Here is a 24371-nt window from a genome sequence, read left to right on the forward strand (position 1 = left end):
CTAAAGTTAAAACTTGACCTCACCTATGGTTCGGACACCCGAAATAATGAGACCCTACCAAAAAAATCGTGCCTGTTCATCGGTTCATGATCTTCGATAGAATAAAGATGCTTACCGGTGTAAGCGTTTTCCGATAAACCCATGCACTGGAAGCAACCATCTATTATTAAGGGAGGGTATTTATGAAGCGATCTCACTATCACTCTACGGAAAGGCGGTTTAGGCGTAAGGGACTGAGCTTGTTCTTGGCGATCGTACTGCTGGTTAGCCTCGGTCTCATGCCGGCGTCGAAGGTTCAGGCAGCCGAAGAGGCTGGAACCACTATTACCTCGATGTCTTACTTTTCCGCGGCAGACGGACCGGTCATTACCAAATCAGGGGTTGGCCAGGCCAGCTATGGTTTTGTCATGCCGGTCTTCAACGGAGGCGCCGCCACCTGGAATGATGTTGCCCAAGACTTGGGTGTGAAGGTGAAGGTGAACGGCAGCTGGGTCGATATCGACAGTGTCGGCAGCTTTGTCTATAACCAGAACTGGGGTCACTGGAACGACGGCGGCTTTACCGGCTATTGGTTCACCCTCTCCACAACAACGGAGATTCAGCTGTACTCCAAAGCGAATGGGGTGACGCTGGATTACAGGCTGGTCTTTCAAAACATCAACAAAACGACCATCACGGCGATGACCCCGACGCAAGGGCCGCAAATTACGGCAGGTTTTACGGGCGGTGCGGGCTTCACCTATCCGATCTTCAACAATGATCCAGCCATCACCTATGAAGCCGTTGCGGACGATTTGAAGGTGTATGTAAAGCCCGTCAACAGCAGCGAATGGATCGATATCGACAACAATGCCGCCAGCGGCTGGATCTATGATCAGAACTTCGGTCAATTCACCGATGGAGGCGGCGGCTACTGGTTTAACGTCACGGAGTCGATCAACGTCAAATTGGAATCGAAGACCTCTTCCGCTAACATCGTGTATACCATCACCTTTAACGAACCCGTAAGAAATTCATATGTGCTTACGCCTTATGAAGGAACGACCTTTACAGCTGATGCGAGCGGCGCTATCGGGATTCCGCTGCCTAAGATTGATGGGGGCGCGCCAATCGGCACGGAGCTTGGCAATTTCGTATACCAGATTAACATCAACGGGCAGTGGGTGGATCTGGACAATTCAAGCCAGAGCGGATTTGTATACTCGGCAAACGGCTACAATAACATGTCCCCTGCCAATCAGTGGGGGTACTGGGCCGATCATATCTATGGCCTGTGGTTCCAGCCGATCCAAGAGGACATGCAAATCCGTATTGGCTATCCATTAAACGGGCAGGCAGGTGGAAGCGTGGGCAGCAATTACATCAACTACACCTTGATCGGGAATCCCGATGCTCCTCGTCCGGATATCACTGATCAGGAGGATATTCCGATCGGATCGCCAAGCGATCCAACCATCGCGGGCATGAATCTGATCTGGCAGGATGAGTTTAACGGAACGACGCTGGATAACAGCAAATGGAATTATGAAACAGGGTATTATCTCAATGATGATCCGAATACCTGGGGTTGGGGCAATTCGGAGCTGCAGCACTATACCAATAGTGCGCAAAATGTTTTTGTACAGGACGGAAAGCTCAATATTCGAGCATTGAACGAGCCAAAATCCTTCCCGCAGGATCCTAATCGGTATGCACAATACTCCTCCGGGAAGATCAACACCAAGGATCATTTTTCCCTCAAGTACGGTAGAGTGGACTTCCGTGCCAAGCTGCCTACCGGCAACGGTATCTGGCCTGCGCTCTGGATGCTTCCGCAGGATAATGTGTATGGAACATGGGCATCCTCCGGTGAAATCGATGTGATGGAAGCACGAGGACGCTTGCCTGGCGTGACGAGCGGCGCGGTACACTTTGGCGGGCAATGGCCGACGAACCGGCATCTTTCCGGCGAATACCACTTCCCGGAAGGGCAGACCTTTGCCAATGACTATCATGTCTATTCTGTTGTCTGGGAAGAGAACAATATTAAATGGTATGTGGACGGCAAATTCTTCTTTAAAGTGACCCGGGATCAATGGTATTCGGCAGCAGCGCCGAACAATCCGAACGCCCCGTTCGATCAGCCGTTCTACCTCATTATGAACCTGGCGATTGGCGGAACCTTCGACGGCGGCCGGACCCCGGATCCGTCCGATATCCCTGCAACGATGCAGGTGGACTATGTCCGGGTGTACAAGGAAGGAGACGGCGGGGGCCAGAATCCTGGAAACGTGCCCGTTACCGGCGTAACGGTGAATCCAAGCACGGCGCAGGTGGAAGTCGGGCAAAGCGTTCAGCTAAACGCCAATGTAGCGCCTTCCAATGCAACGAATAAGCACGTGACGTGGTCGGTTGCGAACGGCAGCACGGCATCCGTAAGTCCGAGCGGTCTCGTGACCGGGCTCGCTCCGGGCACGACAACCGTCACGGCGACAACCGCGGACGGAAATAAAACCGCCAGCTCCACCATCACCGTTGTACCGCCTCCTTCCACCGTCATCGTCATCGGCGATGAGGTGAAGGGATTGAAGAAAATCGGCAATGACCTGCTGTTCTATGTTAACGGCGCCACCTTTGCCGACTTGCACTATAAGGTCAACAACGGCGTGCAGCTAAACGTAGCCATGACCCCTACGGGGAACGGCAACTACACTTACCCTGTCAATAATCTAAAGCATGGGGATACGGTTGAGTATTTCTTTACCTATAACCCAGGGCAAGGAGCACTGGATACCCCTTGGCAGACGTATGTGCATGGGGTGACGGAGGGGACACCGGAATAAGCGGTATGAGCGGGTAGAGGGAAAATCGATGCCTGCTTTAGGGTTGCTTGAGCGTGGTAATGATATAAAATCAGGGCTCCCACCAGTTTGAGGGAGCCCTGATTTTATGGGAATGAATTGGTTTATCCTGTAACCCCCCTCTAAATTTACAATCCCACTATAAAGATTATCCCCTTCAGTACACTTATTGCGTAGTTATATAGATCGGCCATTTAAAGCAAATTCCCCATCAATTGATTTGTCTACTATATTAATTCAGAAAGCCACTTGGACATATTTGTTGAAATAGTATATTTTTTCATTTAAATAATATTCGTAGTGGGTTAATATGGAAATGATTAATTACTGATGATTTGAGGTGCAACATGCAGGACAATAGAAAACCTCTAACTGAAAATGAAAATCTTATTCTCTTCTCAGAGGTTGAAGGAATATGTCCTCTATGTGCAAAAAGTCTCATATACTCTAAAGGTGGTAGGCAATACAAAATTTTCGAAGGAGCCCATATTTATCCGTTAAACCCCAGCACTCATGAAATTTCACTTCTAAAAGATGAAGAAAAGTTGAGTGAAGATGTCAATGATATAAATAATTATATTGCTCTTTGTAGAGACTGTCATAGAAAATTTGATAATCCAAGAACAGTCGCAGAGTACCGAAAATTATTATCCATAAAGAAGCAGTTTATAGCAAGGAATGAGAATAGAAAACAATATTCAAATTACCAAATTGAGTACGAGATTAAAGCCATTTTAACAACATTAGCTAGTGACATTGACTGGATACTTGAGCCCGAAACACTTAATTTAGATGCAATAAAAGTGGATGAAAAAGCAAACGGTACTTTATCAAGACTTACAAAAAGGAAAATAAAGTCAGATGTAGCTGAATATTATTTATTTATTAAGGAGCAGTTTACAGAGCTTGACAAAACTAATGGAGATACTTTTGAAACTATTGCTACACAGGTAAAAGCTTTTTATATGGTGTTGAAAAAAGCCGGCCATACCCAGGAGGATATATACCAAAATTTATCTGAGTGGTTAAGCAAAAAGACAGAAAACAGCTCTTTAGAAGCTTGTAAAATTGTAATATCATTTTTTGTTCAGAACTGTGAGGTGTTCTCATGATTGTGCCTAACAAAATCATCTCATTTGAGAACTCCATTATTAATAGAATGCTAATTATTTTAGAAATGTTGCGTATAAATAAAAATTATAGAGTGGCAGATTTGTTTGTTGAGCTTGGTCCTGAATTTGAAGGGATTGATGAATTCATTTATTCTCTCGATGTACTTTTTTTATTAGATGTTATTGATCTTGACACAGATAGTGGGGTCATACAATATGTTAAAACAGATTCGATGTGATGTTTTTAGAGAAAAAACAATCGATTTCCATCCAGGTTTAAATGTTGTTTTAGGAGATAATCAAGGGTCAAACTCAATTGGAAAATCGACGCTGTTAATGATCATAGATTTTATTTTTGGAGGAACTTCTTACACTGAATACAATAACGATGTGATGAGGGAATTGGGTGATCATGAATTTCAATTTTTCTTTGAATTTAGTACTGAGAAGTTTTTCTTTATTAGAGGTACAGTGAACCCAAAAGAAGTATATGAATGTAATGAAAGCTTCGATAAGATAAATACCATGACGCTAGAAGAATATTTGAAGTTCCTAAAAAAACAATACTCGTTGCCCTCGGAACATCTATCTTTCCGATCAGCAGTAAGTCTATATTCAAGGATTTGGGGAAAACATAATCTGGACGTAAAAAGACCTCTCCACACTTTTCCTAAGGAGAGAAACGCCGATACCGTAGTAAGATTTCTTCTACTGTTTAATGCTTATGATAACATCATTCATGAAGAAAAAAAGTTGAAATTACTTAAAGATTCACGCCTTACTCTTAATAAAGCAGGCAAATATGATTATGTGCCAAAGATCACAAAAACTAAGTATGAAAAAAATCTTAAAGAGATAGAAGAAATTGAAGAAAAAATTACAGATATTAAAGAGAATATTTATAAAGTTGCACTTAACATAAGTGACTTTGTTTCAGAAGAACTCTTTAACTTACAAAAGGAAAAGAATAAATTAATCAAGGAACGCGATTACTTTAGAACAAAACTGATCCGTATTAATAAGAATCTTAAAAATAAGCATGTAGATCAAAAATTTGAAAAATTGGTTGAGTTTTTTCCAAATGTTAACTTAGAAAAATTAATGAATATTGAGAGATTTCACGAAAATATATCAAAGATTCTTGCTGAGGAGTTAAAAAAAGAAAAAAGGCGACTGGAGTTAGAAGTTAATTTTTTTGATGAACAGATCAGTAAAATTGATTCCACTATGAATTCGCTTCTCAGTAATGATGGGCAATCTAACCACTTAATTGAGCATTTGTTTGATTTATCAACAAGACTTAGAAGCATCGAACTCGAAAATAAAATTTACCTAAAATCGCAGAATATAAAAAAAGATATAGAAACAACTGAAACCGATATTAGCGAAAAAAAGGTGCAAAGTATTGAAAAAGTCACTGATTTGGTGAACACTAAACTATTGACAATTAATGACTCAATTCATAATGAAAGCAGGCGTTCACCGAAATTAGAATTATTGGAGAAGGACTATAATTATAAAGTATTTGATAATACTGGGACTGGAAAGGCATATACAAATTTATTAATTTTGGATCTTGCCGTCTTTGAACTTACTAAACTCCCCATTCTAATACATGACTCAATTCTATTTAAAAACATCGAAGATAATGTTGTTGAAAACATAATCAAGATTTATAATCAAAAATCCACTAGACAAATTTTCATTGCAATAGACACTATAGATAGATACTCTGAATATACACAGATAATTTTAACGGAACAAAAGGCAATTTCGTTATCGAGAGACCGTCTGTTATTTATTAAAGACTGGCGTTGATGATCATAAAAACAAGGAATCAATCATCGACTCCTTGTAATAGTATCTGTGATAATACAACGTATAATACCAACTTAACTTGAATAATGTAAAAGGGAGCTGCCGCAGCAGCTCCTTTTAACTCTCCAAGCTTTAGTCGACCCTCTCGGACCATGACTCTCCCTCTTAACTCAACTGATCATCCAGCATAACGTCTATAACTTTCAGTATCCTCTTCTGCTCAGCCTCACTCCTGCTTCGGAGCCTGTCCACAATTTCTGTGAGTGTAGACTCCCGTTCCTCTCCACTCACAGGCTGGATATAACTAAAGAACTCCACCATCGAGAGATCGAGTGCATTCGTAATTTTAGCGAGTACCACAACAGAGCATACTTTTTCAGAACGTTCTAGCTTACCAATATAAGTTTCGTGTACCTCCGCCTTACTTGCAAGCTCCTCCTGGCTTAGTCCACGTTGTCTTCGGAAGTGCCGAATGCCCTCCCCCACCATCCTCATCAAATCATCCATAGCAATCACCCTAAGCAAACCATAGACCAGCCATATAACCACTCCAAGATACTATAGGGTTTTGTTTTATAAAATATACCCTATAGGGATTGTATTTTGATATAATAAGATTGCCCTATATTTCCAAAAATAAAACTCCTTGGCTCAAAACGTGGCGCATGGAGCTTAAGAAAGGAATGATTCCAATTAGAGTCCAATGTATTTTCCCCGACAACTCAACGGCGAATATTTACATATCCGAAATTGGAGAATTTCTACGTCTTACAAGGTTGGTAGGCGGAATAACAATGGAAGGAACCTATTATAGGGTGGCCCATACAGAGCTAATTGTCGAAAAAGAAGGCTACTATATTTCAATGCAATTGAAGAAGCACAGGCATGTGCAATAAAAACCCGTCCGATACCCCCTACAACCACTGTATTTCAACAAAGTCAAACAACCTGAGCCCCTATGAATACCGGACTCAGGTTGCTATTTTTTTTACTTGTAGACTACTATCCATTTGCTTGGAGTCAAGCCAACATAGGTGCCTCCTAAGCCTTCTTCACAAACTCCGATTTCAGCTTCATCGCTCCAAAGCCATCGATTTTGCAATCAATATTATGATCCCCGTCGATCAGGCGAATGTTTTTGACCTTGGTGCCGATCTTCACGACCGATGACGTTCCCTTTACTTTCAGGTCCTTGATGACGGTGACCGAATCTCCGTCCCGCAGCATATTGCCGTTGGCATCTTTTACGACTTTTTCGTCTTCATCAACTTCGAGACTGGAGCCCGGACTCCACTCATGAGCACATTCCGGGCACACCAGCAAGCTTCCATCCTCATACGTGTATTCGGAATTGCATTTCGGACAATTAGGCAGGTTAGACAATGTTCATATTCTCCATTCATGATCATAATCGAATCTCTAACATACTGACATGGCTTCATCCGATCGTCAAGCACATCAGCTATCACCGTATTGAATTTAATCTTGACCTTCACATTAGTGTCATACTTTAGAATCCATTTCGAAGGCAATATTCCTTGAGATACGGGCGATCTCATATGGAATAATCAATTCTGGCTTGTTGTGATTATCGAAAGGAGCGAAGTTAAATGAACAAAATAATCAATCATGACCGTACAGCGGTAACAGTCATTGGCCTTGGAAATATGGGTGTGGCACTTGCAGAGGCGTTCCTGAAGGGGGGGCACCCCACAACTGTCTGGAACCGCTCAGCGAATAAGGCCGATGGACTGGTTGCAAAAGGTGCTGCGCTTGCGGCTACCTTTGCTGATGCGGTAGCGGCTAGTCCCGTGGTGATCATATGCCTATCCACTTACGAAGTTATGCATGAACAGCTCTCCCCATTAACCGATGAACTTTCCGGTCGAGTCCTAGTCAACCTCACGAGTGGAACTCCAGACCAAGCTCGTAACACAGCCATCTGGGCAGCTGAGCGAGAAGTCGAATATCTCGACGGAGCCATCATGGCAGTACCCCAGCTAATCGGGCTGCCGGAAACCCTCATCTTCTACGGAGGCTCCAAGACTCTCTTTGAAGCTCACGCGCCGCTGTTACGGGTTTTCGGAGGCAATGCGGCTTATCTTGGCGATGATCATGGTGCCCCATTGTTGTACGATCTGGCGCTGCTCACCATGCTGTATGGATCCGTGTACGGATACCTCCATGCCCACGCCTTCTTGAGTACGGCAAACATATCGCCAACAGCTTTCCTCCCGTTTGCAACGAATTGGGTCAACCATGTAATTGCCCCAAGCATAACCAACCCCGATAGCGCACGTGCACTCGAGGAGCGCAATTACGCGACCGACGTGTCCAACCTGAATACCAACAAATTAGGGCTGGAACACATTATTCGCGCCAGCAAGGAGCTGGATATCCCGGCAGAGTGGTTAAAGCCCCTGCACGCTATTGCTGCGCAGCAAGTCGCTGAAGGCTACGGCAATGATGCATTTGAACGAGTCTTCGAGGCTTTGCGGAAATCCTGATGGGCCAATCATCGAAATACAGGAAGAAGAGGATTCTGTTTCAAGCAGAATCCTCTTCTTATCTCAATGGATCGGTTCCATTCCCTAATCCGGTATGTTTCCTGACCGTGTTCCTACCTCATAAGAAGGAAGCACATGATCATACATGAGATGCAGCGTCATCCCCGTCGCCGCATGATCGAGGTTATGACAGTGGTCCATCCACATGCCCGGGTTATCCGCGATAAAGCCGACCTCATACGATTCACCCGGCATGACGTTTAACGTATCGGTCAGCCACGGCGTGGCCACCTTCTTGCCGTTCTTCTTCAGCACCGTCATATGATGCCCGTGCAGATGCATCGGATGCTCGCCCAAGCTTCGATTCACGAACGTCGTTTTGACCCTGTCGCCCTCTTTGACGACGAAGGTTGGAACCCGGGGATACACCTCCCCGTTGATCGTCCATAGGAAATTAATCTGGCCGTTGTAAAATCCCATTCGGTTGCCGAGAATCATATGGAATTCCCGATCGAATTTGTCCTCTGCCGTAACCTCATTCATGACGGGCTTCCCGTAATCAGACGGGTCAAACTCAGCAGATTCAGCCTGAAAGACCGGTCTCTCTGGACGGCTCCCGGCATAAAACACGGTTCCCGGGTTGCCCTCGTTCCTTCTATTGACGAGTTTAAAGAAGACCGGACGATCCGGCATCGTGAAGACCACGTCGTATCGGCCCCCCGCCCCGAGCCGAAAAGCCGTTTGGTCGGACAAGGGCTTGGGGTCTTGAATCCGCATGCCGTCGATACTGGTGATTCGGAATTCGGTTCCTTGAAGCAGGAATTTTTCCGAATAGTTATATGCGTTGATGATCCGCAGCTTCACGGTATCCCCCGGCTTCACCTGCTTCCACTGGAACTCGTCTTGGTTTCCAAATGCTTTCCGACGGCCTTGGTCGGTCTCCCATTGATGGTTAATCAAGGTTATCTCTTCATCATAACTTTCCGTTTCCTGTTTCGGCTCGACGATCAGGGTGCCGAACAGCCCTCTCACGACTTGCTCCGCCGCTTGCTGATGCGAGTGAAACCAGTAGGTTCCTTCCTGATTGGCCCGAAACTTGTAAGTGAATGATTGCCCGGGTTTAACGACATTTTGTGTCATCCCCGGCACGCCGTCCATCGCATTCGGCACGTTATAGCCATGCCAATGAATGGTGACTCCGCGATCGATATCTTGATTGACGAGCTTCACTTCAATCATTTCGCCTTGCTTCACTCTGAGCTCGGGAGCGATCTCTCCATTATATGTCCAGGCATCGATGACTGCCCCGGAAGCGAGTGTCACCTTCTTCTGCTGTGCCACCAGCTCAAATGTCCGATCGGCGGGCTCCGAAATATCCCCGGTGAGCGACGCTACTTCGACTTGGCTGGGATCGACCGAAGCCGACGCATGATGAGCTTGATGCTGCTGATGATTGGAGCTTCCCGACATAAGCGTAGGGGCGCCGCCTCCCTCGTCAATCCAGTCGTGATTCATCATGTCGGAGGCTTCCGGCAGCTTGGAGACCTGGACTCCGACCAGTACGTTGGCAACCAGAAGGGTTATAGCCACCATGGCCGTGAGCAGACCTGCCGATACAAAGCTTATAAGCCTGGCACCAAGCCCGCGCCGAAGTGGTTTCCCCTGCTTCAACTTCGAGTATCTTCTATTTGCAAAAATCGCCGGCACAAGCAATAGAAGCGCAACCACCAAGTAGCGGGAGCCGATCTGAGATAGGCTTGGAAGAACCGGCTGGACAAAGAACGTACTGAGCGCGGAGATGCCGGATACGAGCGCAGCCGCTAAAAAGGATATTGATATGGAAGGCTGGGCCACTGCTTCCAGTGCTGCTGGCGTCGGCGGTTCTCCGCCGGCATTGCGTAAGCTTTTCAACCGGGGGAGAATCGCTCCAGCGATATACAACTGAGGAATCAATGTCAACGGGATGAGCATTTTGACCGTCCCCTCTACAAACAACCAGCCGTCCTTGATGAGTTGGAGGGTGATTACTCCGTACCAGGCAGCGCTCAGTACAAAAGCAATGCCTGCCACCCAGAGCAAGAATGTGCTCTTATTATTCAGGCTTCGACTTGACTTGGAGTAGGGAAGGCCTGCTGCCGCAATGGCGGCGATTCCCCACAACAGGGTCATAACGACCGTAATGATGATGCTGAATATGGTTTCGAACATGCTGTTCACTCCTTTTAACCGGGGCTTCGTAAGCCTCACGCCCGGTATCCTTTTCTTGATGGTTGACCTGTAGCATTTGTCCCCATCTGCCAAACGTTATCTTTGATGACCATATTACTAGCGAAATGTTGCGAACTTGTGGTGAAGGTATTTACAGATTGTGAAAGCACCCATATTCTTTAAGTAGCTATCAAAATGGATAAGTCTGGGAGTGTAGGAATGGGAATCAAATTGCTAATCGTTGAGGATGAAACAAAAATTGCGTCGCTCATGGAATCGTACCTTCAAGCAGAGGGATATGACGTACTGACCGCGATGGACGGAAAAACCGCCCTGCAGCTGTATGCGCAGCATAAACCGGATATCGTGATCTTGGACTGGATGCTTCCGCAATTGAACGGGCTGGACACCTGCCGACAGCTTAGACAGTCAGGGTCCCCAGGGATCATCATGGTTACGGCCAAGTCGGAGGAGGCTGACAAAATCGTGGGCCTCGAAATGGGCGCGGACGATTATCTGACAAAGCCCTTCAGCTTGAGAGAGCTGTCCGCGCGCATCCGTTCCTTATTGCGGCGCATGAACCACACAGGAAATGACGAGGCCGATACTGTGCTTCGAAGAGGGGATCTGACGATTGATGAGAGCAGCCTGCAGGTTTTTATTGGCGGTCAGGAGCTGCATCTCACACCGACCGAATTCAAGCTCTTGCACCTGCTGGCGTCAAAGCCCGGGCGGGTGTACAGCCGCATGCAGCTGCTGCGGCATGCCTTCGAGGAGGAATTCATCGTCGACGAACGGACGGTAGACTCCCATATTAGCAAGCTGCGGAAGAAGATGGAGAAGGACGGCCGGGCGGCCGATTATATTCAGACGGTCTACGGCTTCGGCTACCGATTCGGGGCAGAACATGAAAATTAAAACCAGGCTGACCCTGTCGATGGGCGGATTGATCGTGTTGATTATGCTCGTCCTGCTTGCCGTCACGCATGTGCAGTTTTATATCACCCGCGATTTGGCATATCTGGAGGAGAAGGATGCCTTTGAAGCCTTGAGGATGGAGTTTGAGCAATATTACCGGAGTCACGGCAATTCTTGGGAGGACGTAGAAAGCGCAAGCTTTGAATCCGCTGCCCCCTTTGTCGAAATCGTGTTGTCCGCCGAGGAGCAGGCCTTATATCAGCAAGGAAGTTTAAGCGTAGATAAGCTCCGCGGTGACGGCTACATGCTGGCGCTTGGTCAGGGGGACCAGAGGATCGGCAGACTGTATGTAATGAACGAGCGGCAGTCCAAAATCTACGAGTTCAAAACCATGTGGTACGGCATGCTGCCGAATATCGGGATTGCTTCGCTGCTGATTACCGGCATTGCCGCGCTGCTGATCATCCTGTTGTTGTCGTGGCGGCTGACAAGCCCTATACGCAAAATCATTAGCGGGATCGGGGCCATCAAACAAGGCGGCGCACCCATAGTCTTACCCGCGCATCGGAAGGATGAATTCGGCGCGATTTCCAAGGCCCTTCTTGAGATGAACGATTCGCTCGCGGAGGCGGAGCGCACCCGAAAACAGCTGATGTCTGACGTCGCCCATGAATTGAAAACCCCGCTGATGATCATCCAAGGGGAATTGGAGCTGGCGCACGAGACGGGCTCTCCCCTCACTGCCGTGAAGCAAGCCTCGATTCTTGATGAAGTTTTGCGGTTATCGCGATTGGTTCATGAAGTGCTGGATCTGTCCCGGCTTGAAGCCGGCATGACGGAGCTGCACCCGAAAGAGGAGAACCTGGTTGCGCTGCTGGAGGACTTACTGACGAAAACCCGGTTCATGGCCGAGGACAAAGAAATCCAGCTGTCCTTGCATGCCGAAGAGCCGATGATCCCCGTCTCGGTGGAGAAATCCCGTATTCTTCAGGCGCTGTACAACATCCTGACGAATGCCGTGTACTATACGAAGACCGGCGGACACATCCGCATTCATGCGGAAACGGTGCACCTGCCTGACCGGCAGCAGCGCTACGCCCGAATCCGGGTTGAAGACAACGGCACCGGCATCTCCGAGGCGGATCTTCCCCATATCTTCGACCGTTTCTATCGGGCGGACCATTCCAGGGCTCGTCCCGGCGGCGGAACCGGACTGGGCCTCGCGATTGCGCAGCATAATATCCTTGCTCATCAAGGCTTCATCGAGGTGGAAAGCGTGGTCGGCGAGGGCTCGGTGTTCACGATCTGCTTGCCGCTTGAGGATTAGGGCCAGAGGGACTTGTATAACAAAGCCGCAGCATCCGTGCTGCGGCTTTCATAATTATAGGAATATTACTTCGGCTTTGCGAAGAGACGTGCACGGAAGGTTACCTCGGTCCCTTCCCCCAACGTGCTCTTGATAAGCAGTCCTGTTCCGAAGTGCCGTTTTAAGCGCAGATCCGTATTGATTAGCCCGACTCCTGCGTGCTCTGCCCGCCTTTCCAGGATCCGCTGCAATTGAGCTTCGTCCATTCCGACGCCATCGTCTTGAACGGTGATCTTGACGTCATCCGCCTGGACCGAGATCCGGATCCGGACCGTTCCCCCGCAGGATCGCTTCATGATTCCGTGCCTGATCGCATTTTCAACTAAAGGCTGGATCGATAGGAAGGGGATTTTTAATGGCTTGTGGTCATCGATCTCCCAAACAACCTGCAGACGCTCTCCGAACCGGACCTGTTCAATATATAGATACGATCGGACCATCTTGAGCTCCTCTTCGATGGGAACTAGGCAGTCTGTATCCTGGAACCTGAATCTGCTCCGCAAAAAATGGCTGAACTCCTCGAGCAAATCCCGCATTTTATCCAAATCAATGCCGCTTAACGCCGTTATGGCATTTAACGCATTGAATAAGAAATGAGGCTGGATTTGCGCCTGCAGCCATGCCGCCTCCAATCGCAGCTGCTCCCGAACCGTCTGCTTAATCGTTGTCAGCGCCTGAATCCGCGATCTGATCTCCAATGCTTCCACCGGCTTGGTCACATAATCGTTAGCTCCCGCCATAAAGCCGCTCTGAATATCATTCGGCTGACTTCTTGCCGTAAGGAGCAATATAGGGAGCTCGGTGAGCGTAAACCGCTCCCGAATCCGCCTTGTCAGCTCATAACCGGACATCTGCGGCATCATGATATCGGTAATGACCAGATCCCATTCCTTCCTATCCAGGAGAGCCAACGCTTCTTTACCGCTCGTTGCCATCGTAAGGTCGTATTCGCCTGTCGGCAGGATCGCTTCCAGCACTCGAAGATTGACAGGGTCGTCATCAACGATTAACAGGTGTGGACGATAACCGCTCATGCCGGATAACGTTGTCGGGCTCGAAGCGGATGGAATGATTTCTTCTAGCTCCAAACCGGTCCGCGCCGTTTCCCCAATCGGCAAGGGCTGTACGGCCAATGCTTCAAACGATGTATGAACCTCCTCTTTCTCCACGTCCACCCCCGCCAACTCTAACGAAAATGTAAACTTCGAGCCTCTTCCTAATTCGGAGGACGCCTTTAACGTCCCCCCATGAAGCTCAATAAGCTGCTTGCTTATGCTTAGGCCTAATCCAAAGCCGCCTTCAATCATCGTTTCGCTGGCGCTTGCCTGCTCATACGGAAGAAATAAGCGCTTCAGCATGTCTTCATCCATGCCGATCCCCGTATCGGCAACGGCGATATAGGCTTTTCCGTCCTCTGCATATGCCTGAATCGAAATGATGCCTTCGTTCGTGAATTTCACCGCATTATGAAGCAGATTGAACATGACCTGAATGACCCGGTTCTCATCGGCAATGACGGGAGGGAAGTCTTCAGGAATCTGGTTTACGATTCGAACAGACTTCATATCCGCGTTCCACTGCAGCATATCCATGACGCCGGTCACAATCGGTTGAATCGATACGACCTTTTTCTGTAAACGCGGATTGCCTTCCCGCAGACTCATTCCATCAATTAAATCATTTAATATGAGCGTCAGGCGGCGCCCTACAGATAACACCGTTTCAAGCTCTTTAATGCTTCGATTCTGCAGTACATCCCGTTCTCTGCTCAACACCGATTGGGACATGTTAAGGATGCAGTGGAGCGGATTTTTAAATTCATGCGACGTGTTCGCCAAGAATTGATCCTTCTGATCGTTCACCCTCTGCAGTGTCGCGGCAATCTCCTTCGTATGGGCATGCATGCGGAAATAATCCCGAAACCATACGGAGGCCAGGCATCCGATCGAAATGATCAGGTCGAACGGATAGTGGGCGATGCTTAGGCCGCTCTCCCGCCAGTATAAGGTCCACAGGAAATGGTGAACCAGCGCAAACATCGATAGAAGCTGCAGCAGATGATTTTTGAAATCCTTGAATACCTTTTTAAAGATAGCGGTGATCGCAACAACAGTTGCAACACAGCCCAATAAATAATAAGCGGGGAAAAGTTTGATGATCTGATGGGGAGCCAGAAACAACGTAACGGCAGCCGTCCCCAGAGTCGCTGCGGCATAGGCCGGATATACCCTTCTCCAAAAAGGGAGCTCCCGATGCTCCGTACATTGGAGCAGCGCGTAGCAGCCGATGATCGCCGCGGCATTCGTCAGCCGAAAATCCCAATCGCTGCCGATATAGAACAATTGGTGAAACAGCTTCTCATCGCTGCTCAATAAGCTGGGAAGCGTGACGCAGAGCGTCAGTAAGGAAAAATAAAGCAGCCTTTTCTCCCGGTTCCCCAGTAAGAACAAAATTAGCGCATAGACAGAATGCATAAGAAATATGACCGCTCCCAGCGTCTGCATCGATACAGAAAGCTTCATTTCCTGTGCTACGGCCTCCTCTGAGCCGAATTTAACCGATCTGGCAATGCCGCCGCTTCGACTATCCACATAATTTGCCGCCTGAACCACCAGCTCGATGACCCCGTTCTCATCTGCCGTAAAGCTTGTGGAATACGGGAGGTTCTTCGCCGTATATGCTTCCTTCGTCTTCCCCACCTGACCGGATTTGGCAAGCAGCCGACCGTTTACGTACACTTCCGATGCAGTACGCACGCTGGGCAAGCGAACGCTATAATTCAAATCAGTATCCGGATTTACCAAAATACGAAGGCGATAGGACCCGAATCCATACGGCGTCCCCTCTTCACCTTCACGGTGCAAAGCTTCCTCCCATTGCCCCGGGACCTGGAGGAGCTTTGGCTCCGGACCGCCTGCACCATGCTGCTTGCGTTCTGACAGCCACTCCGAGGGATAAAACTCCCACTCCCCATCAAGCAGCAGAACGCCGCTTTCTTCTGCATGCCAATGACGCAGATCCAATTGACCATTCTTAATGGACACCTGCATTTGATGAGGGAGCAACTCCATCCATAACACGCGCAGGCCGGATAAAATGACTAATAACAATCCGATGAACAGTATAATATGGCTCTTTTTCATAAATAACTCGGGGAGTCTTTTGCCAACAAATATCCCTCTCCTAATCCAATCTCTAATGCAGACGCGTCAATGATCCAAGGGATGGTTATCCGAGAACAAATCCGGATTGTCCTTCAGCATCGCCGTGATGATCTCCGCCACCGCAGCAGCATCACACACCCTTACAACGGCATCGCCAAGCTGCCCCTTGTGCATCGCGCCTTCACGTTCTAGGACCTCGTCGACCTTCCAGAAATGCTCCGACCACGACAGCCCGCAATGTCTGCGGGAAGGCACAGAAATTTCCGTTCCATCCGGCAATACCGTGTACAGCTGCTCATGGTCATCCGTTAACCTCCCCGGGATGTCCGCCCATTCCTCAACGCCATGAATAAAGGTGTTGCGCCTTAAATCAACCCCGACTAACAAAATGGTCGCCTTTCGGTCGAGCAGCTTCCCCCAGGCGGAGCCTCTGGCGCATGGCGTATCAAAGCGATGGTCGTCGCTTGTGAACGCTTCGGATTCCCGGCCCAATGCCGCCACCGAATGCGTGGGATGCAGCGAACGCACCACGCCGGGCCGCTTGCGAAACAGCTCGGGCAGTATCCCGACGCAGGAAGGCGAACGGTCCACGTAAAACCTCGGATTATCCGCATTGATGTAAGACCAAGTATGGGTGGGCAATACCAGCAGCCCATCCTTCATATATTCCGACAACGCATCCAACACCGTATCCGCGCCGCCCTCGACCGGCCCCATGCTTTTCATCGATGAATGAACCAGCAGCGTCCCCTGGCTGTCTATGCCCAGCTGCTCCAATTGCTCCATTAAGCTTTCTTTCGTGTGCATATTCCTTCTCCTCCCGTATGCTTATGAATCATAACCTATTGACGTTTCGATCTCTTAGCTGAACGATTCCTATAACAGGAATATAACATCCTTATTTGGGACCAGCCACCTGTCCTTCTTAGCGTTGTTGTTACACAGGTCATATTTAGAAATTCTTCAGAGACCCATGTTACGCTTAAAATAAAAACAGAAAAGGGCAGTGAGCTTGTAAGTGAACAAAAATTACTTCGAAGAGATGCGCAAATTCAGCCATGACGACGAAATGAGATACAAGCTATTGATCCAGGGAGTCAAGCGGGTACTGCAAGAGCGTAAGCAGGGACGTCGTAAACTCACGCAGATTCTTGATTCACGTAAAAGAAACAGAAATTTGCAGGCAGGGAAGTGGAGCCGTTAGCCACACTGAAATTTCAGTCCGATCGCTCTTTGAATTTCTATCCTGCTCCCCCGGCTCGCCGGAAGCATTCATAGGGAATTTTATAAGAGCCTGTCCAACCCGGAAGGCTCTTTTTTGCATGGCTTAGAGCTATGTCCCATCGACTTGCCTGCGCTAACTCCTTCGCGGTTCGCGGCCAACGGCCGAATGGGAAGCGGATCCGTCAAAAGAGTCCTTTATCCAAACCGCTGCGTTTTGTACCACTTTGCTTTTCTCCCCGTCACCTTGTCAACGACGAACGAGTAGAGCGCGCGCAAGGAAATGAGCAGGAATAGCTGGGCATACGTGAAATACGATATGCAGGACAGAATAAAGTTTTGGATCGTGCTCTGTCCGACATCGGTTGCCAGCGCCAAATTGATCTGCAGCACAAACAAGTAATACATCAATCCCCAGACCACCATCAGATAGACGTATACATCATCGGCGAATTGGAACGGCGATACTACATCCGGATTGAACAGCGCAACGACCCAATAGGCCACGTTGACGAGGATGATGATATCCGAGACGATAATGGATAACAAAAACCAGAAATAACTCGCCGCGTAGTACAGCACTTGCAGCTTGATCCGCCAGCTCGACCGATTGAACAAATGATGGATGTTATCAACCACGACGGAGAAATTCCCTTTGGCCCATCGTTCCCGCTGCTTCAGGTATACGCTGAGCTGCTCCGGTTCCTGCTGATAAGCTTCCGCCTGCGGAGCCAGGGCGATCAGTTGTCCCCTTGTCATAATCTCGAACGAGATGGCCGTATCCTCCGTGATGGCCTCCGTATCCCAGCCGCCGATCTCGCGCATCAGCTCTGTTTTCACAATAAAATTCGTCCCCGGGATCGTCCCCAGCTTGAACAGCTCCCACAGCCCGGTATGATAGATGCGCTGCGCGGTAACCAGCTCGAGATTAATGCATTTGGAGAGGAAATTCTGCCCGCGGTTCCGGGCCTTATTCCGTCCAAATACCGCTCCGTAGGTTTCCGGGTCTTCTATTGCTTTCTCGATCAGAAAGTACAATGCGTTCCGCTCCGGCGCCGCATCCGCGTCGAAAATACAAATCCATTCATGCTTGGCATACTCCAGCGCATCATTAAGCGCTCCGGACTTGCCGCCCGTTCCCGTACGTTCAAAAATCATGAAATCCCGGTCGCGATACGCTTCCTTGGCTTTCAACGCCCTCAACTTCCCGGCCGTATCATCACTGCAGTTATCGGCAATGACAATAAGCTGCACCTTATCCTTCGGATAATTCAGCCGTAAAATATTCTCCGCCGTTGCCGCGATCACCAGTTCTTCATTGTGCGCCGGAACCATAACGGTTACCTTGGGGAAATGCCCCATCTCTTCCACATCGGGAATGGTCCATTCCCTGCGGCTCTGCCGGAATATGAACCGGATCGCTCCCCCCATAATGAGGATCGACTCTAACACGGCAGCCCAAATGCTGATAATGCAGAACATCAATAATAGGTCAGCCACTGATCTTCCTCCGGTCGTATTTTCGATGTACGCGAACCCGAAGGGTCAGCGTTGCGATGAACAGCCCCAGCACCGCAACGGCAAAAAACAGGCTGACGATTTTGCAAAGCGGGACAAACCATTCCGTATAAGACATCTCTTTTTCTCCTCCTACCGCTAACTACACAACAAAGGTTATATATATTCTCCGATCAAATCCGTCTCCGTATTGCGCTCGAGCGCAGCAATGACGGCATCCGCATCTTCGTATTTACGGAACTGCTCCTTGGCAAACACCAGCGCCCCTGCACGGATCACCAGCTTCAGCTCCCCGCCTTTCCGGTCTTGAAACGGCATGTCCATCAGCGCGTGCTTGATCCGGTCCGTCAATGCCTTTAAATACTCCTGGTTGGTCATCGGTAGCAGCACGATAAACCTTCCCTCATCAAGCGCGAACTTGTAATCCTCATAACGAATATGATTCCGTATTCCTTCCGACAAGGAAGCAAGCAGCTGGACATAGCCCTGTGAACCCAGGGATTCCCGCACCATCGGCAGAAATTCGATTTTAAACATGGCCAGGCAGAAGTTATAGGTATCCGAATAACGATTGGCCAGATTGGACTGCTTGATCAGCGTTTCTTTAAAGGCTTCCTTATTACCTAGCGAGGTTGCTAAATCCACTTCCGGATTCCTTCGCTGCAGCTCCTCGAGCCGCTCCATCAGCCGCTTGTTGCGAATCAGCCCGGATTTGATGAACGTGGCTACGGCCACGTTAGCCGGCAGCAGCCACAGCCAGGAGTTGGACAGCACATCAACCTCGGCATGCGTTGTAAGCCATACAAAATAAGCGACGATATAAACAAAAATACCGACGGCCGAGACCCCCGGCGGGGCCAAAAAGCCCAGCAGCAGAGCCGCAAGGCATCCAATGGCGAATCCCAGCTCAGGTAAAGTAAGGGATTGGTCCCTAAACACATTCAAATAGATCAGCAATTCCTGCACGATTGCTAATCCGATCAGCAGTACGTATCCCCAGACCATGCGCTGGATGAATCTTTTATTTTCCATGTCCACCTCGTTGAATTGCGTATTCCCCTAGTAAAGGAAGCAAGTTATCAAAAATATGCGTATTTTTCCCGAACACATATCCTCCGGGATATTGGGGATCCCGCCCCTTGAAGGTCTGCAGACGCTCGTACAGCTGTTCTGCCAAAGGCCTGTCTCCCATTTGGAGCGCAAACTTGATCGCGAGGCCATACACCGACGGAGACTCGTAATCCACCGCGGCCTTTCGGTCGGCGCGTGTATACTGTCCTGCCAATTTCCCCGCCTGCCCGAACTCCTCCTTCAGGAATTGGTGAAGCGCCGCTTGGTCCCTTCCCGTCTCCCCGGCATACATCGCGATCAGCAGCTGATCGATTAAATTCACCTTGTCTTCATAGATATACTCCCGAGTCACGACATGAAAGGACTTGGGATAGAACACACCGTCATTCGGCATGTTTCGAAGCAGGGCATGATATCGAATATAGCTTTCCTGATCCAGGATGCCTTCGTTCTGGAGCCCTTTGAGTGCCGGAAGATCCACATAGGCCAGACTCAGCGTATCGGGCATTTCCTGCCTGGAGAAATCGTAGAAATCCACCAGATACCCGTTGTTTTGGGACCTGTTAAGCAAGGCTTCCGTAAGCTCCCTGGCCGTCTCCTTCCATTCCGGGTGGCCCTTCTTCCATACCTTGGCACCATCCAGCAGCGCCCCGATAATCCGCAGATCGTCGCCAAGCGCATTCGTGGTCACCTTCGCCTCCCCCTCGGGACTTAGCTTCCACACAATATAATCGCGATCCGCGATAAAATAGCGGGTTAACAGGTCATAACTCTTCTCAAACTCGGCAAGATCCCGACTTTCAATCGCTGCCTGCATCCAAAACCCAAGGGATTCGGAGAGCGCCTCTCGTCCTGCTGCCAGCTCAGGACTGACCGATTCCGCCTTCTGTAAATAGGTAGCCAGTGTGCCGTTAGCGTTGATCATATTAATCGTGATAAAACGTTTCGTTGGATTGTCCCCTTTGGCTTGCGTAAAGAATCCCCCGATTCCTACAACCGCGCCTAATAATAAGCCAAGTCCTGTCCACAGGACTTTACGTCCATATCGCCATTCCAAACTGCTTAAACCTCCATTCGCTGCGGAGCCGCGCCTTGATTCAACCCTAAATCCGCACCGGGATTTGCCACTCAAGGATTGTATCACTTCATTCTGAAGAAAAACTGTACATGGGATTGTTCAGGAGGATTCACAGGTCTGGAGGTTGGCTTAGTAAGGGGGAATTTTAAAATTAAAGCTTGTTTGGAAGGGTTTACATTACCAACTCCCTCCCCTAAACTTATCGGTATAACGAAGCGGGGAGAGTGACAAGGATGGGGTTGTTGAAACTGGGGGAGCCGTTGTCGACGTTCAAAATATGCAGCGCGGCTTACCAGCCGATGGAGGACGGCGGATACCGCATTTATACGGTGGCCCAAGGCAAGCCGTGCAGATTCGTTGCGATCGACGCACTGACCGGGCAAATGGTGACCAGCTTGCCGCTTACCGGCTCCAATCACTCCTGGGGCATATGCGTCACAAGCGACGGGTCGGTATATGTAGGCGGCGACGGTTTTCTGTACCGGTACGAACCCCGGTCGGACACCCTTGACCATTTGGGGCAAGCAATCGATGGGGAAATCTATTTCTGGAGAATGGCGGCGGACGAGAACGGAAATGTATACGGCGGTACCTACCCCGGCGGCAAAGTGTTCCAATACCGTCCGGCTGACCGCACGTTCCGCGATTACGGCACGCTGGTGCCGGGCAATCAATACGCCCGCAGCATGGATATCGGCCCGAACGGAAAATTATATATCGGCACCGGCGCCATGGAAGCCGCGATTATAGAGCTCGACACGGCAACCGGAGAGACTATCAAGCTGCCGATGCCGGAAGGACAGGAAGCAAGCACGTTCGTATACGACCTTGATGTTCACGAAGACAAGCTGTTTGCGCGGTTTACGGAATCGGCGGATCTGCTCGTATACGATCTGACGGAGCGTTGCTGGATCCACCGCATCGATCAAGCGATGGGGCTTGACGTTTCGCCGCCGGGCGAAGACCGGCGCGTCTATTTGTTCCGGGACCAGAAGCTGCACACCCTCCATCTGGATACGCTCGAGCTGACCCCATGCCCGCTTGCCCATGACGAGGGCGCTTACGATTTCGGATGGATCGCTTGGCCGGAGCCGGGCTTCCCTGGACAAAGCCTGATCAGCATATACTCCGGAGGATATTTCATCTATAATCCGGCCACGCATCGCGCCAAACATGTCGAGGTCGAGCTTGACGGCTCCCCGGTCGGCATACAATCCATCGCGCTCGGCGGCGACGGCAGGCTGTATCTCGGCGGTTATTTCGCGGGCGGATTCTCCTCGTACGATCCGGTGGCCGGCGCATTCAGTCCCTGCGAGCGTTTCGGCCAATCCGAGAACCTGTTCTGGTTCAAGGACAGGTTGTATCTTGGCGTGTATCCGGGAGCCAGAATTTATCAATACGATCCCGATCAGCCCTGGGAGCACGGCGTTAATCCGCGGCTGCTCTTCTCCCTCAAGCGGCACAGTCAAGATCGGCCGTTTACATTCGCCGCGGCCGGGGACCGGCTCGTCATCGGCACGATCCCCGCTTACGGCAAATTAGGCGGCGCCATCGCGTTCTACGATCCGGATTCGGACCAGTATGAATGCTTTGCCGAACCGGTGCCTGAGCACAGCGTCATCGCGCTCTGCTATTCGGACGGTTTCGTTATCGGAGGCACTTCCGCATTCGGCGGCTTAGGTTGCCCGCCTAGCGGGAAAGACGGAACGTTATTCGTATGGGATAGTTCCGCCAAGAAGACGGTATGGGAAGCCGTTCCGGTCCAGGGGGAAAAGGCGGTTGCCGCCCTCGCTCCCGGCGAGAACGGAATCATATGGGGAATGACCACAGGCAGTTTGTTTGCCTTTAATCTGGCCGAGCGCCGAATCGAGCGTATCATCGACCTGTTCCCGCCTCTCAACTGGGAAGGGCTCGATCTGTTCTGGAGAGGCGTCTATCTTCAATATGAAGAGAGCACCAATATGCTCTACGGCAACTGTCTTGAGAAGCTGTTCCAATTCGATACTCGCACCGGTGAGCTTCAGGTGCTGGCGGAAGGCGGGACGCTGTTTGCGCGGGATTCGGGGAACGGGGGCACCATCTATACGGTAAAAGGAACCGGGCTTTATGAATATCGCCCGGTCCCATCCTGATTCAATATCGCTTCGATGCCGGCGGCGAGCCTCTCTTTGGTCCGAAGTCCCGACCAATAGAGCTTACACTCCGACAGCATGTCCTCCAGCTGCTTCAGCGTCAGTCCCGTGTCGGTAAACGTACTGAAGCTCGGAATAATCTCCTTGTACATCTGATAGCGGGTCGGATATACCGTTTGCCCGGTCCACTGCGCCGCCTGCTTATGGGCCGGAATGCTGAACGTTTCCTTCCGTATAACCCGCTGGGCTTCATCCGACACGAGGAAATCGACCAGCTGTTTGGCTGCCGATTTCACTTTGGACCGTTTGTGGATCGCAAGGCCGATCGTAAGATTTAACGTATTAAAGCTGTTTAAATGGGGAAGCGGAGCGACGTCGAATTCGAAATCCGCTTCCCTCAGATTGTTAATGGAAAAGTACGTCGTCATGATGATGGATACCTGCTGCTCCTTGAACAGCCGCTCCGCCTCTCCGCTGCTTGCGGACAACAGGAGCGGGTATACGCCGGGCTGATACAAGATGTCCCGAACCTTCTCAATGCCGTCCAGCAGCCTCGTTTCATGAACGCGGTATCGCCCGTCTTCATCCCTTCGGAACACTTCCCCGCTCTGGAGCAGAAACACGATCCACCGGTTCGGACTGAGCAGGTGGTAATAAAAGCCGAACCGCTCGTTGTGAATCGCCAGCTTGGAAGCGTTTGCGATCAAGTCGTCCCATGTCCAGCTGCTGTCCGGCTCCGGAAGCTGAAGCGAAGCAAAGTGCTCCCGGTTATAACAAAGAATGACCGGAGAAAAGATGAACGGCTGCGCATAAAGCTCGTCCTTATATTGAAAGGCTTTTTTCAGAAAAGGGTATATCTCTTCAAACGGTTCTTGCGGCTCCAGCAATTCTACCGCCTGTTCCTCCAGAAGATCTTGGTACAGATACGTGTTCATCATGGCCATGTCGATCATGTCGTGGGTCAGCAAATCCCGAACATACCCCCGGGCGTCGCTGATTTGAATCGGCTCTACCCGAATATGCGGATGCCGCTTCTGAAACTCATTCAATAAATAAGGAAGCTCCCCTTGAGAATCGATGATCGGATAATAGCCCAGGCGGATGACGATTTGATCCTCGCTCGAAGGCGCTTTGATGCGGTTGCCGACTCTCGGAATTTTCTCTACCAATCCTTCTTCCACCAATGTGTCCAAGCCTTTGCGGACGGAATTGTTGCTGAGCTGGAACTTCCGGCTTAAATCCAGTTCCGAAGGGAGGTACTCCCCAACCGCGTAATGGCCGGCCATAATCTGTTCCCTCAGCGTCCGGATCATCTCTTCCATCCGCGTCCTGAACGTTTTTCTGCTTTGCTTGTCAGACATTCGCCCGACCTCCGATCCCTATTTTCATCAGCATCATACACAAACTGGAGCCCGCTT

At 49.6% G+C, this 24371-nt stretch carries 18 protein-coding genes; 8 read left to right on the forward strand and 10 right to left on the reverse strand.

The features are described from left to right. Positions 1–182 precede the first annotated feature (182 nt). The 4 genes from J2Z18_RS02145 to J2Z18_RS02160 all read left to right on the forward strand — a co-directional run bounded on the left by J2Z18_RS02145 (position 183) and on the right by J2Z18_RS02160 (position 5770). Entirely contained in the window at positions 183–2822 is a 2640-nt protein-coding gene (locus J2Z18_RS02145) for a family 16 glycosylhydrolase (protein WP_210094108.1), read from the forward strand. A gap of 365 nt (positions 2823–3187) precedes the next feature. After that, positions 3188–3952: an ABC-three component system protein gene (locus tag J2Z18_RS02150; RefSeq protein ID WP_210094109.1), complete on the forward strand. Its 765-nt coding sequence runs from the start codon at positions 3188–3190 to the stop codon at positions 3950–3952. After that, positions 3949–4191, forward strand: a complete 243-nt coding sequence (locus tag J2Z18_RS02155; RefSeq protein WP_210094110.1) for an ABC-three component system middle component 7 — start codon at positions 3949–3951, stop codon at positions 4189–4191. Before J2Z18_RS02150 ends, J2Z18_RS02155 begins: the two co-directional genes overlap by 4 nt. Then, positions 4169–5770 carry a DUF2326 domain-containing protein gene (locus J2Z18_RS02160; RefSeq protein ID WP_210094111.1) on the forward strand — a complete coding sequence of 534 codons (1602 nt, stop codon included), beginning with the start codon at positions 4169–4171 and terminating at the stop codon, positions 5768–5770. Before J2Z18_RS02155 ends, J2Z18_RS02160 begins: the two co-directional genes overlap by 23 nt. A gap of 165 nt (positions 5771–5935) precedes the next feature. Here the strand turns inward: J2Z18_RS02160 and J2Z18_RS02165 are convergent, their stop codons facing one another. Together J2Z18_RS02165 and J2Z18_RS02170 are read right to left on the reverse strand one after the other, a co-directional pair. After that, the gene (locus J2Z18_RS02165; RefSeq protein WP_210094112.1) at positions 5936–6277 is read right to left on the reverse strand and encodes a helix-turn-helix domain-containing protein; all 342 of its coding nucleotides are present in this window, start codon (positions 6275–6277) and stop codon (positions 5936–5938) included. A gap of 534 nt (positions 6278–6811) precedes the next feature. After that, entirely contained in the window at positions 6812–7153 is a 342-nt protein-coding gene (locus J2Z18_RS02170; RefSeq protein ID WP_210094113.1) for a zinc ribbon domain-containing protein YjdM, read from the reverse strand. A 227-nt stretch (positions 7154–7380) separates the two neighbouring features. Here J2Z18_RS02170 and J2Z18_RS02175 point away from each other — a divergent pair, with 227 nt between their 5' ends. Further along, positions 7381–8277, forward strand: coding sequence for an NAD(P)-dependent oxidoreductase (locus J2Z18_RS02175; RefSeq protein ID WP_210094114.1), 897 nt, complete (start codon positions 7381–7383; stop codon positions 8275–8277). Positions 8278–8361: 84 nt separating this feature from the next. On the opposite strand, the gene J2Z18_RS02180 is transcribed toward J2Z18_RS02175, so the two are convergent. Next, on the reverse strand, positions 8362–10485 hold the full coding sequence (locus tag J2Z18_RS02180; protein ID WP_210094115.1) for a multicopper oxidase family protein: 2124 nt from the start codon (positions 10483–10485) through the stop codon (positions 8362–8364). 219 nt (positions 10486–10704) lie between these two features. Here J2Z18_RS02180 and J2Z18_RS02185 point away from each other — a divergent pair, with 219 nt between their 5' ends. Continuing rightward, on the forward strand, positions 10705–11403 hold the full coding sequence (locus J2Z18_RS02185) for a response regulator (RefSeq protein ID WP_007129092.1): 699 nt from the start codon (positions 10705–10707) through the stop codon (positions 11401–11403). Continuing rightward, complete coding sequence (locus J2Z18_RS02190) at positions 11393–12730, forward strand: HAMP domain-containing sensor histidine kinase (RefSeq protein WP_210094116.1); 1338 nt, start codon at positions 11393–11395, stop codon at positions 12728–12730. The genes J2Z18_RS02185 and J2Z18_RS02190 overlap by 11 nt, the downstream gene beginning before the upstream one ends. Before the next feature lie 65 nt (positions 12731–12795). On the opposite strand, the gene J2Z18_RS02195 is transcribed toward J2Z18_RS02190, so the two are convergent. The 6 genes from J2Z18_RS02195 to J2Z18_RS02220 all read right to left on the reverse strand — a co-directional run bounded on the left by J2Z18_RS02195 (position 12796) and on the right by J2Z18_RS02220 (position 20800). Beyond that, positions 12796–15912 carry a hybrid sensor histidine kinase/response regulator gene (locus J2Z18_RS02195; RefSeq protein ID WP_210094117.1) on the reverse strand — a complete coding sequence of 1039 codons (3117 nt, stop codon included), beginning with the start codon at positions 15910–15912 and terminating at the stop codon, positions 12796–12798. A gap of 66 nt (positions 15913–15978) precedes the next feature. After that, positions 15979–16740 carry an AAC(3) family N-acetyltransferase gene (locus J2Z18_RS02200; protein WP_210094118.1) on the reverse strand — a complete coding sequence of 254 codons (762 nt, stop codon included), beginning with the start codon at positions 16738–16740 and terminating at the stop codon, positions 15979–15981. A gap of 612 nt (positions 16741–17352) precedes the next feature. Continuing rightward, on the reverse strand, positions 17353–18654 hold the full coding sequence (locus J2Z18_RS02205) for a glycosyltransferase family 2 protein (RefSeq protein ID WP_210094119.1): 1302 nt from the start codon (positions 18652–18654) through the stop codon (positions 17353–17355). Then, positions 18647–18790 carry a hypothetical protein gene (locus J2Z18_RS02210; RefSeq protein WP_210094120.1) on the reverse strand — a complete coding sequence of 48 codons (144 nt, stop codon included), beginning with the start codon at positions 18788–18790 and terminating at the stop codon, positions 18647–18649. Before J2Z18_RS02210 ends, J2Z18_RS02205 begins: the two co-directional genes overlap by 8 nt. Before the next feature lie 38 nt (positions 18791–18828). Further along, positions 18829–19704, reverse strand: coding sequence for a GGDEF domain-containing protein (locus tag J2Z18_RS02215; RefSeq protein WP_210094121.1), 876 nt, complete (start codon positions 19702–19704; stop codon positions 18829–18831). Continuing rightward, positions 19694–20800 (reverse strand): glycosyl hydrolase, encoded by a 1107-nt coding sequence (locus tag J2Z18_RS02220; RefSeq protein ID WP_210094122.1) that lies wholly within the window; start codon positions 20798–20800, stop codon positions 19694–19696. The genes J2Z18_RS02215 and J2Z18_RS02220 overlap by 11 nt, the downstream gene beginning before the upstream one ends. Positions 20801–21054: 254 nt before the next feature. On the opposite strand from J2Z18_RS02220, the gene J2Z18_RS02225 reads away from it, so the two are divergent. Further along, positions 21055–22953 (forward strand): ligand-binding sensor domain-containing protein, encoded by a 1899-nt coding sequence (locus tag J2Z18_RS02225; protein ID WP_210094123.1) that lies wholly within the window; start codon positions 21055–21057, stop codon positions 22951–22953. Here the strand turns inward: J2Z18_RS02225 and J2Z18_RS02230 are convergent. Then, positions 22926–24314 (reverse strand): extracellular solute-binding protein, encoded by a 1389-nt coding sequence (locus J2Z18_RS02230; RefSeq protein ID WP_210094124.1) that lies wholly within the window; start codon positions 24312–24314, stop codon positions 22926–22928. The genes J2Z18_RS02225 and J2Z18_RS02230 overlap by 28 nt on opposite strands. Between the last annotated feature and the right edge of the window lie 57 nt (positions 24315–24371).

It is taken from the genome of Paenibacillus lactis, from assembly GCF_017873605.1.
In the GTDB taxonomy this organism is placed as follows: domain Bacteria; phylum Bacillota; class Bacilli; order Paenibacillales; family Paenibacillaceae; genus Paenibacillus_AQ; species Paenibacillus_AQ lactis.

Excerpts from the sequence above, each read along its gene's own strand:
- J2Z18_RS02145 (WP_210094108.1), top strand. The coding sequence starts at position 183 with ATGAAGCGATCTCACTATCACTCTACGGAAAGGCGGTTTAGGCGTAAG.
- J2Z18_RS02150 (WP_210094109.1), top strand. The coding sequence starts at position 3,188 with ATGCAGGACAATAGAAAACCTCTAACTGAAAATGAAAATCTTATTCTC.
- J2Z18_RS02155 (WP_210094110.1), top strand. The coding sequence starts at position 3,949 with ATGATTGTGCCTAACAAAATCATCTCATTTGAGAACTCCATTATTAAT.
- J2Z18_RS02160 (WP_210094111.1), top strand. The coding sequence starts at position 4,169 with ATGTTAAAACAGATTCGATGTGATGTTTTTAGAGAAAAAACAATCGAT.
- J2Z18_RS02165 (WP_210094112.1), bottom strand. The coding sequence starts at position 6,277 with ATGGATGATTTGATGAGGATGGTGGGGGAGGGCATTCGGCACTTCCGA.
- J2Z18_RS02175 (WP_210094114.1), top strand. The coding sequence starts at position 7,381 with ATGAACAAAATAATCAATCATGACCGTACAGCGGTAACAGTCATTGGC.
- J2Z18_RS02180 (WP_210094115.1), bottom strand. The coding sequence starts at position 10,485 with ATGTTCGAAACCATATTCAGCATCATCATTACGGTCGTTATGACCCTG.
- J2Z18_RS02185 (WP_007129092.1), top strand. The coding sequence starts at position 10,705 with ATGGGAATCAAATTGCTAATCGTTGAGGATGAAACAAAAATTGCGTCG.
- J2Z18_RS02190 (WP_210094116.1), top strand. The coding sequence starts at position 11,393 with ATGAAAATTAAAACCAGGCTGACCCTGTCGATGGGCGGATTGATCGTG.
- J2Z18_RS02195 (WP_210094117.1), bottom strand. The coding sequence starts at position 15,912 with ATGAAAAAGAGCCATATTATACTGTTCATCGGATTGTTATTAGTCATT.
- J2Z18_RS02200 (WP_210094118.1), bottom strand. The coding sequence starts at position 16,740 with ATGCACACGAAAGAAAGCTTAATGGAGCAATTGGAGCAGCTGGGCATA.
- J2Z18_RS02210 (WP_210094120.1), bottom strand. The coding sequence starts at position 18,790 with ATGTCTTATACGGAATGGTTTGTCCCGCTTTGCAAAATCGTCAGCCTG.
- J2Z18_RS02215 (WP_210094121.1), bottom strand. The coding sequence starts at position 19,704 with ATGGAAAATAAAAGATTCATCCAGCGCATGGTCTGGGGATACGTACTG.
- J2Z18_RS02225 (WP_210094123.1), top strand. The coding sequence starts at position 21,055 with ATGGGGTTGTTGAAACTGGGGGAGCCGTTGTCGACGTTCAAAATATGC.
- J2Z18_RS02230 (WP_210094124.1), bottom strand. The coding sequence starts at position 24,314 with ATGTCTGACAAGCAAAGCAGAAAAACGTTCAGGACGCGGATGGAAGAG.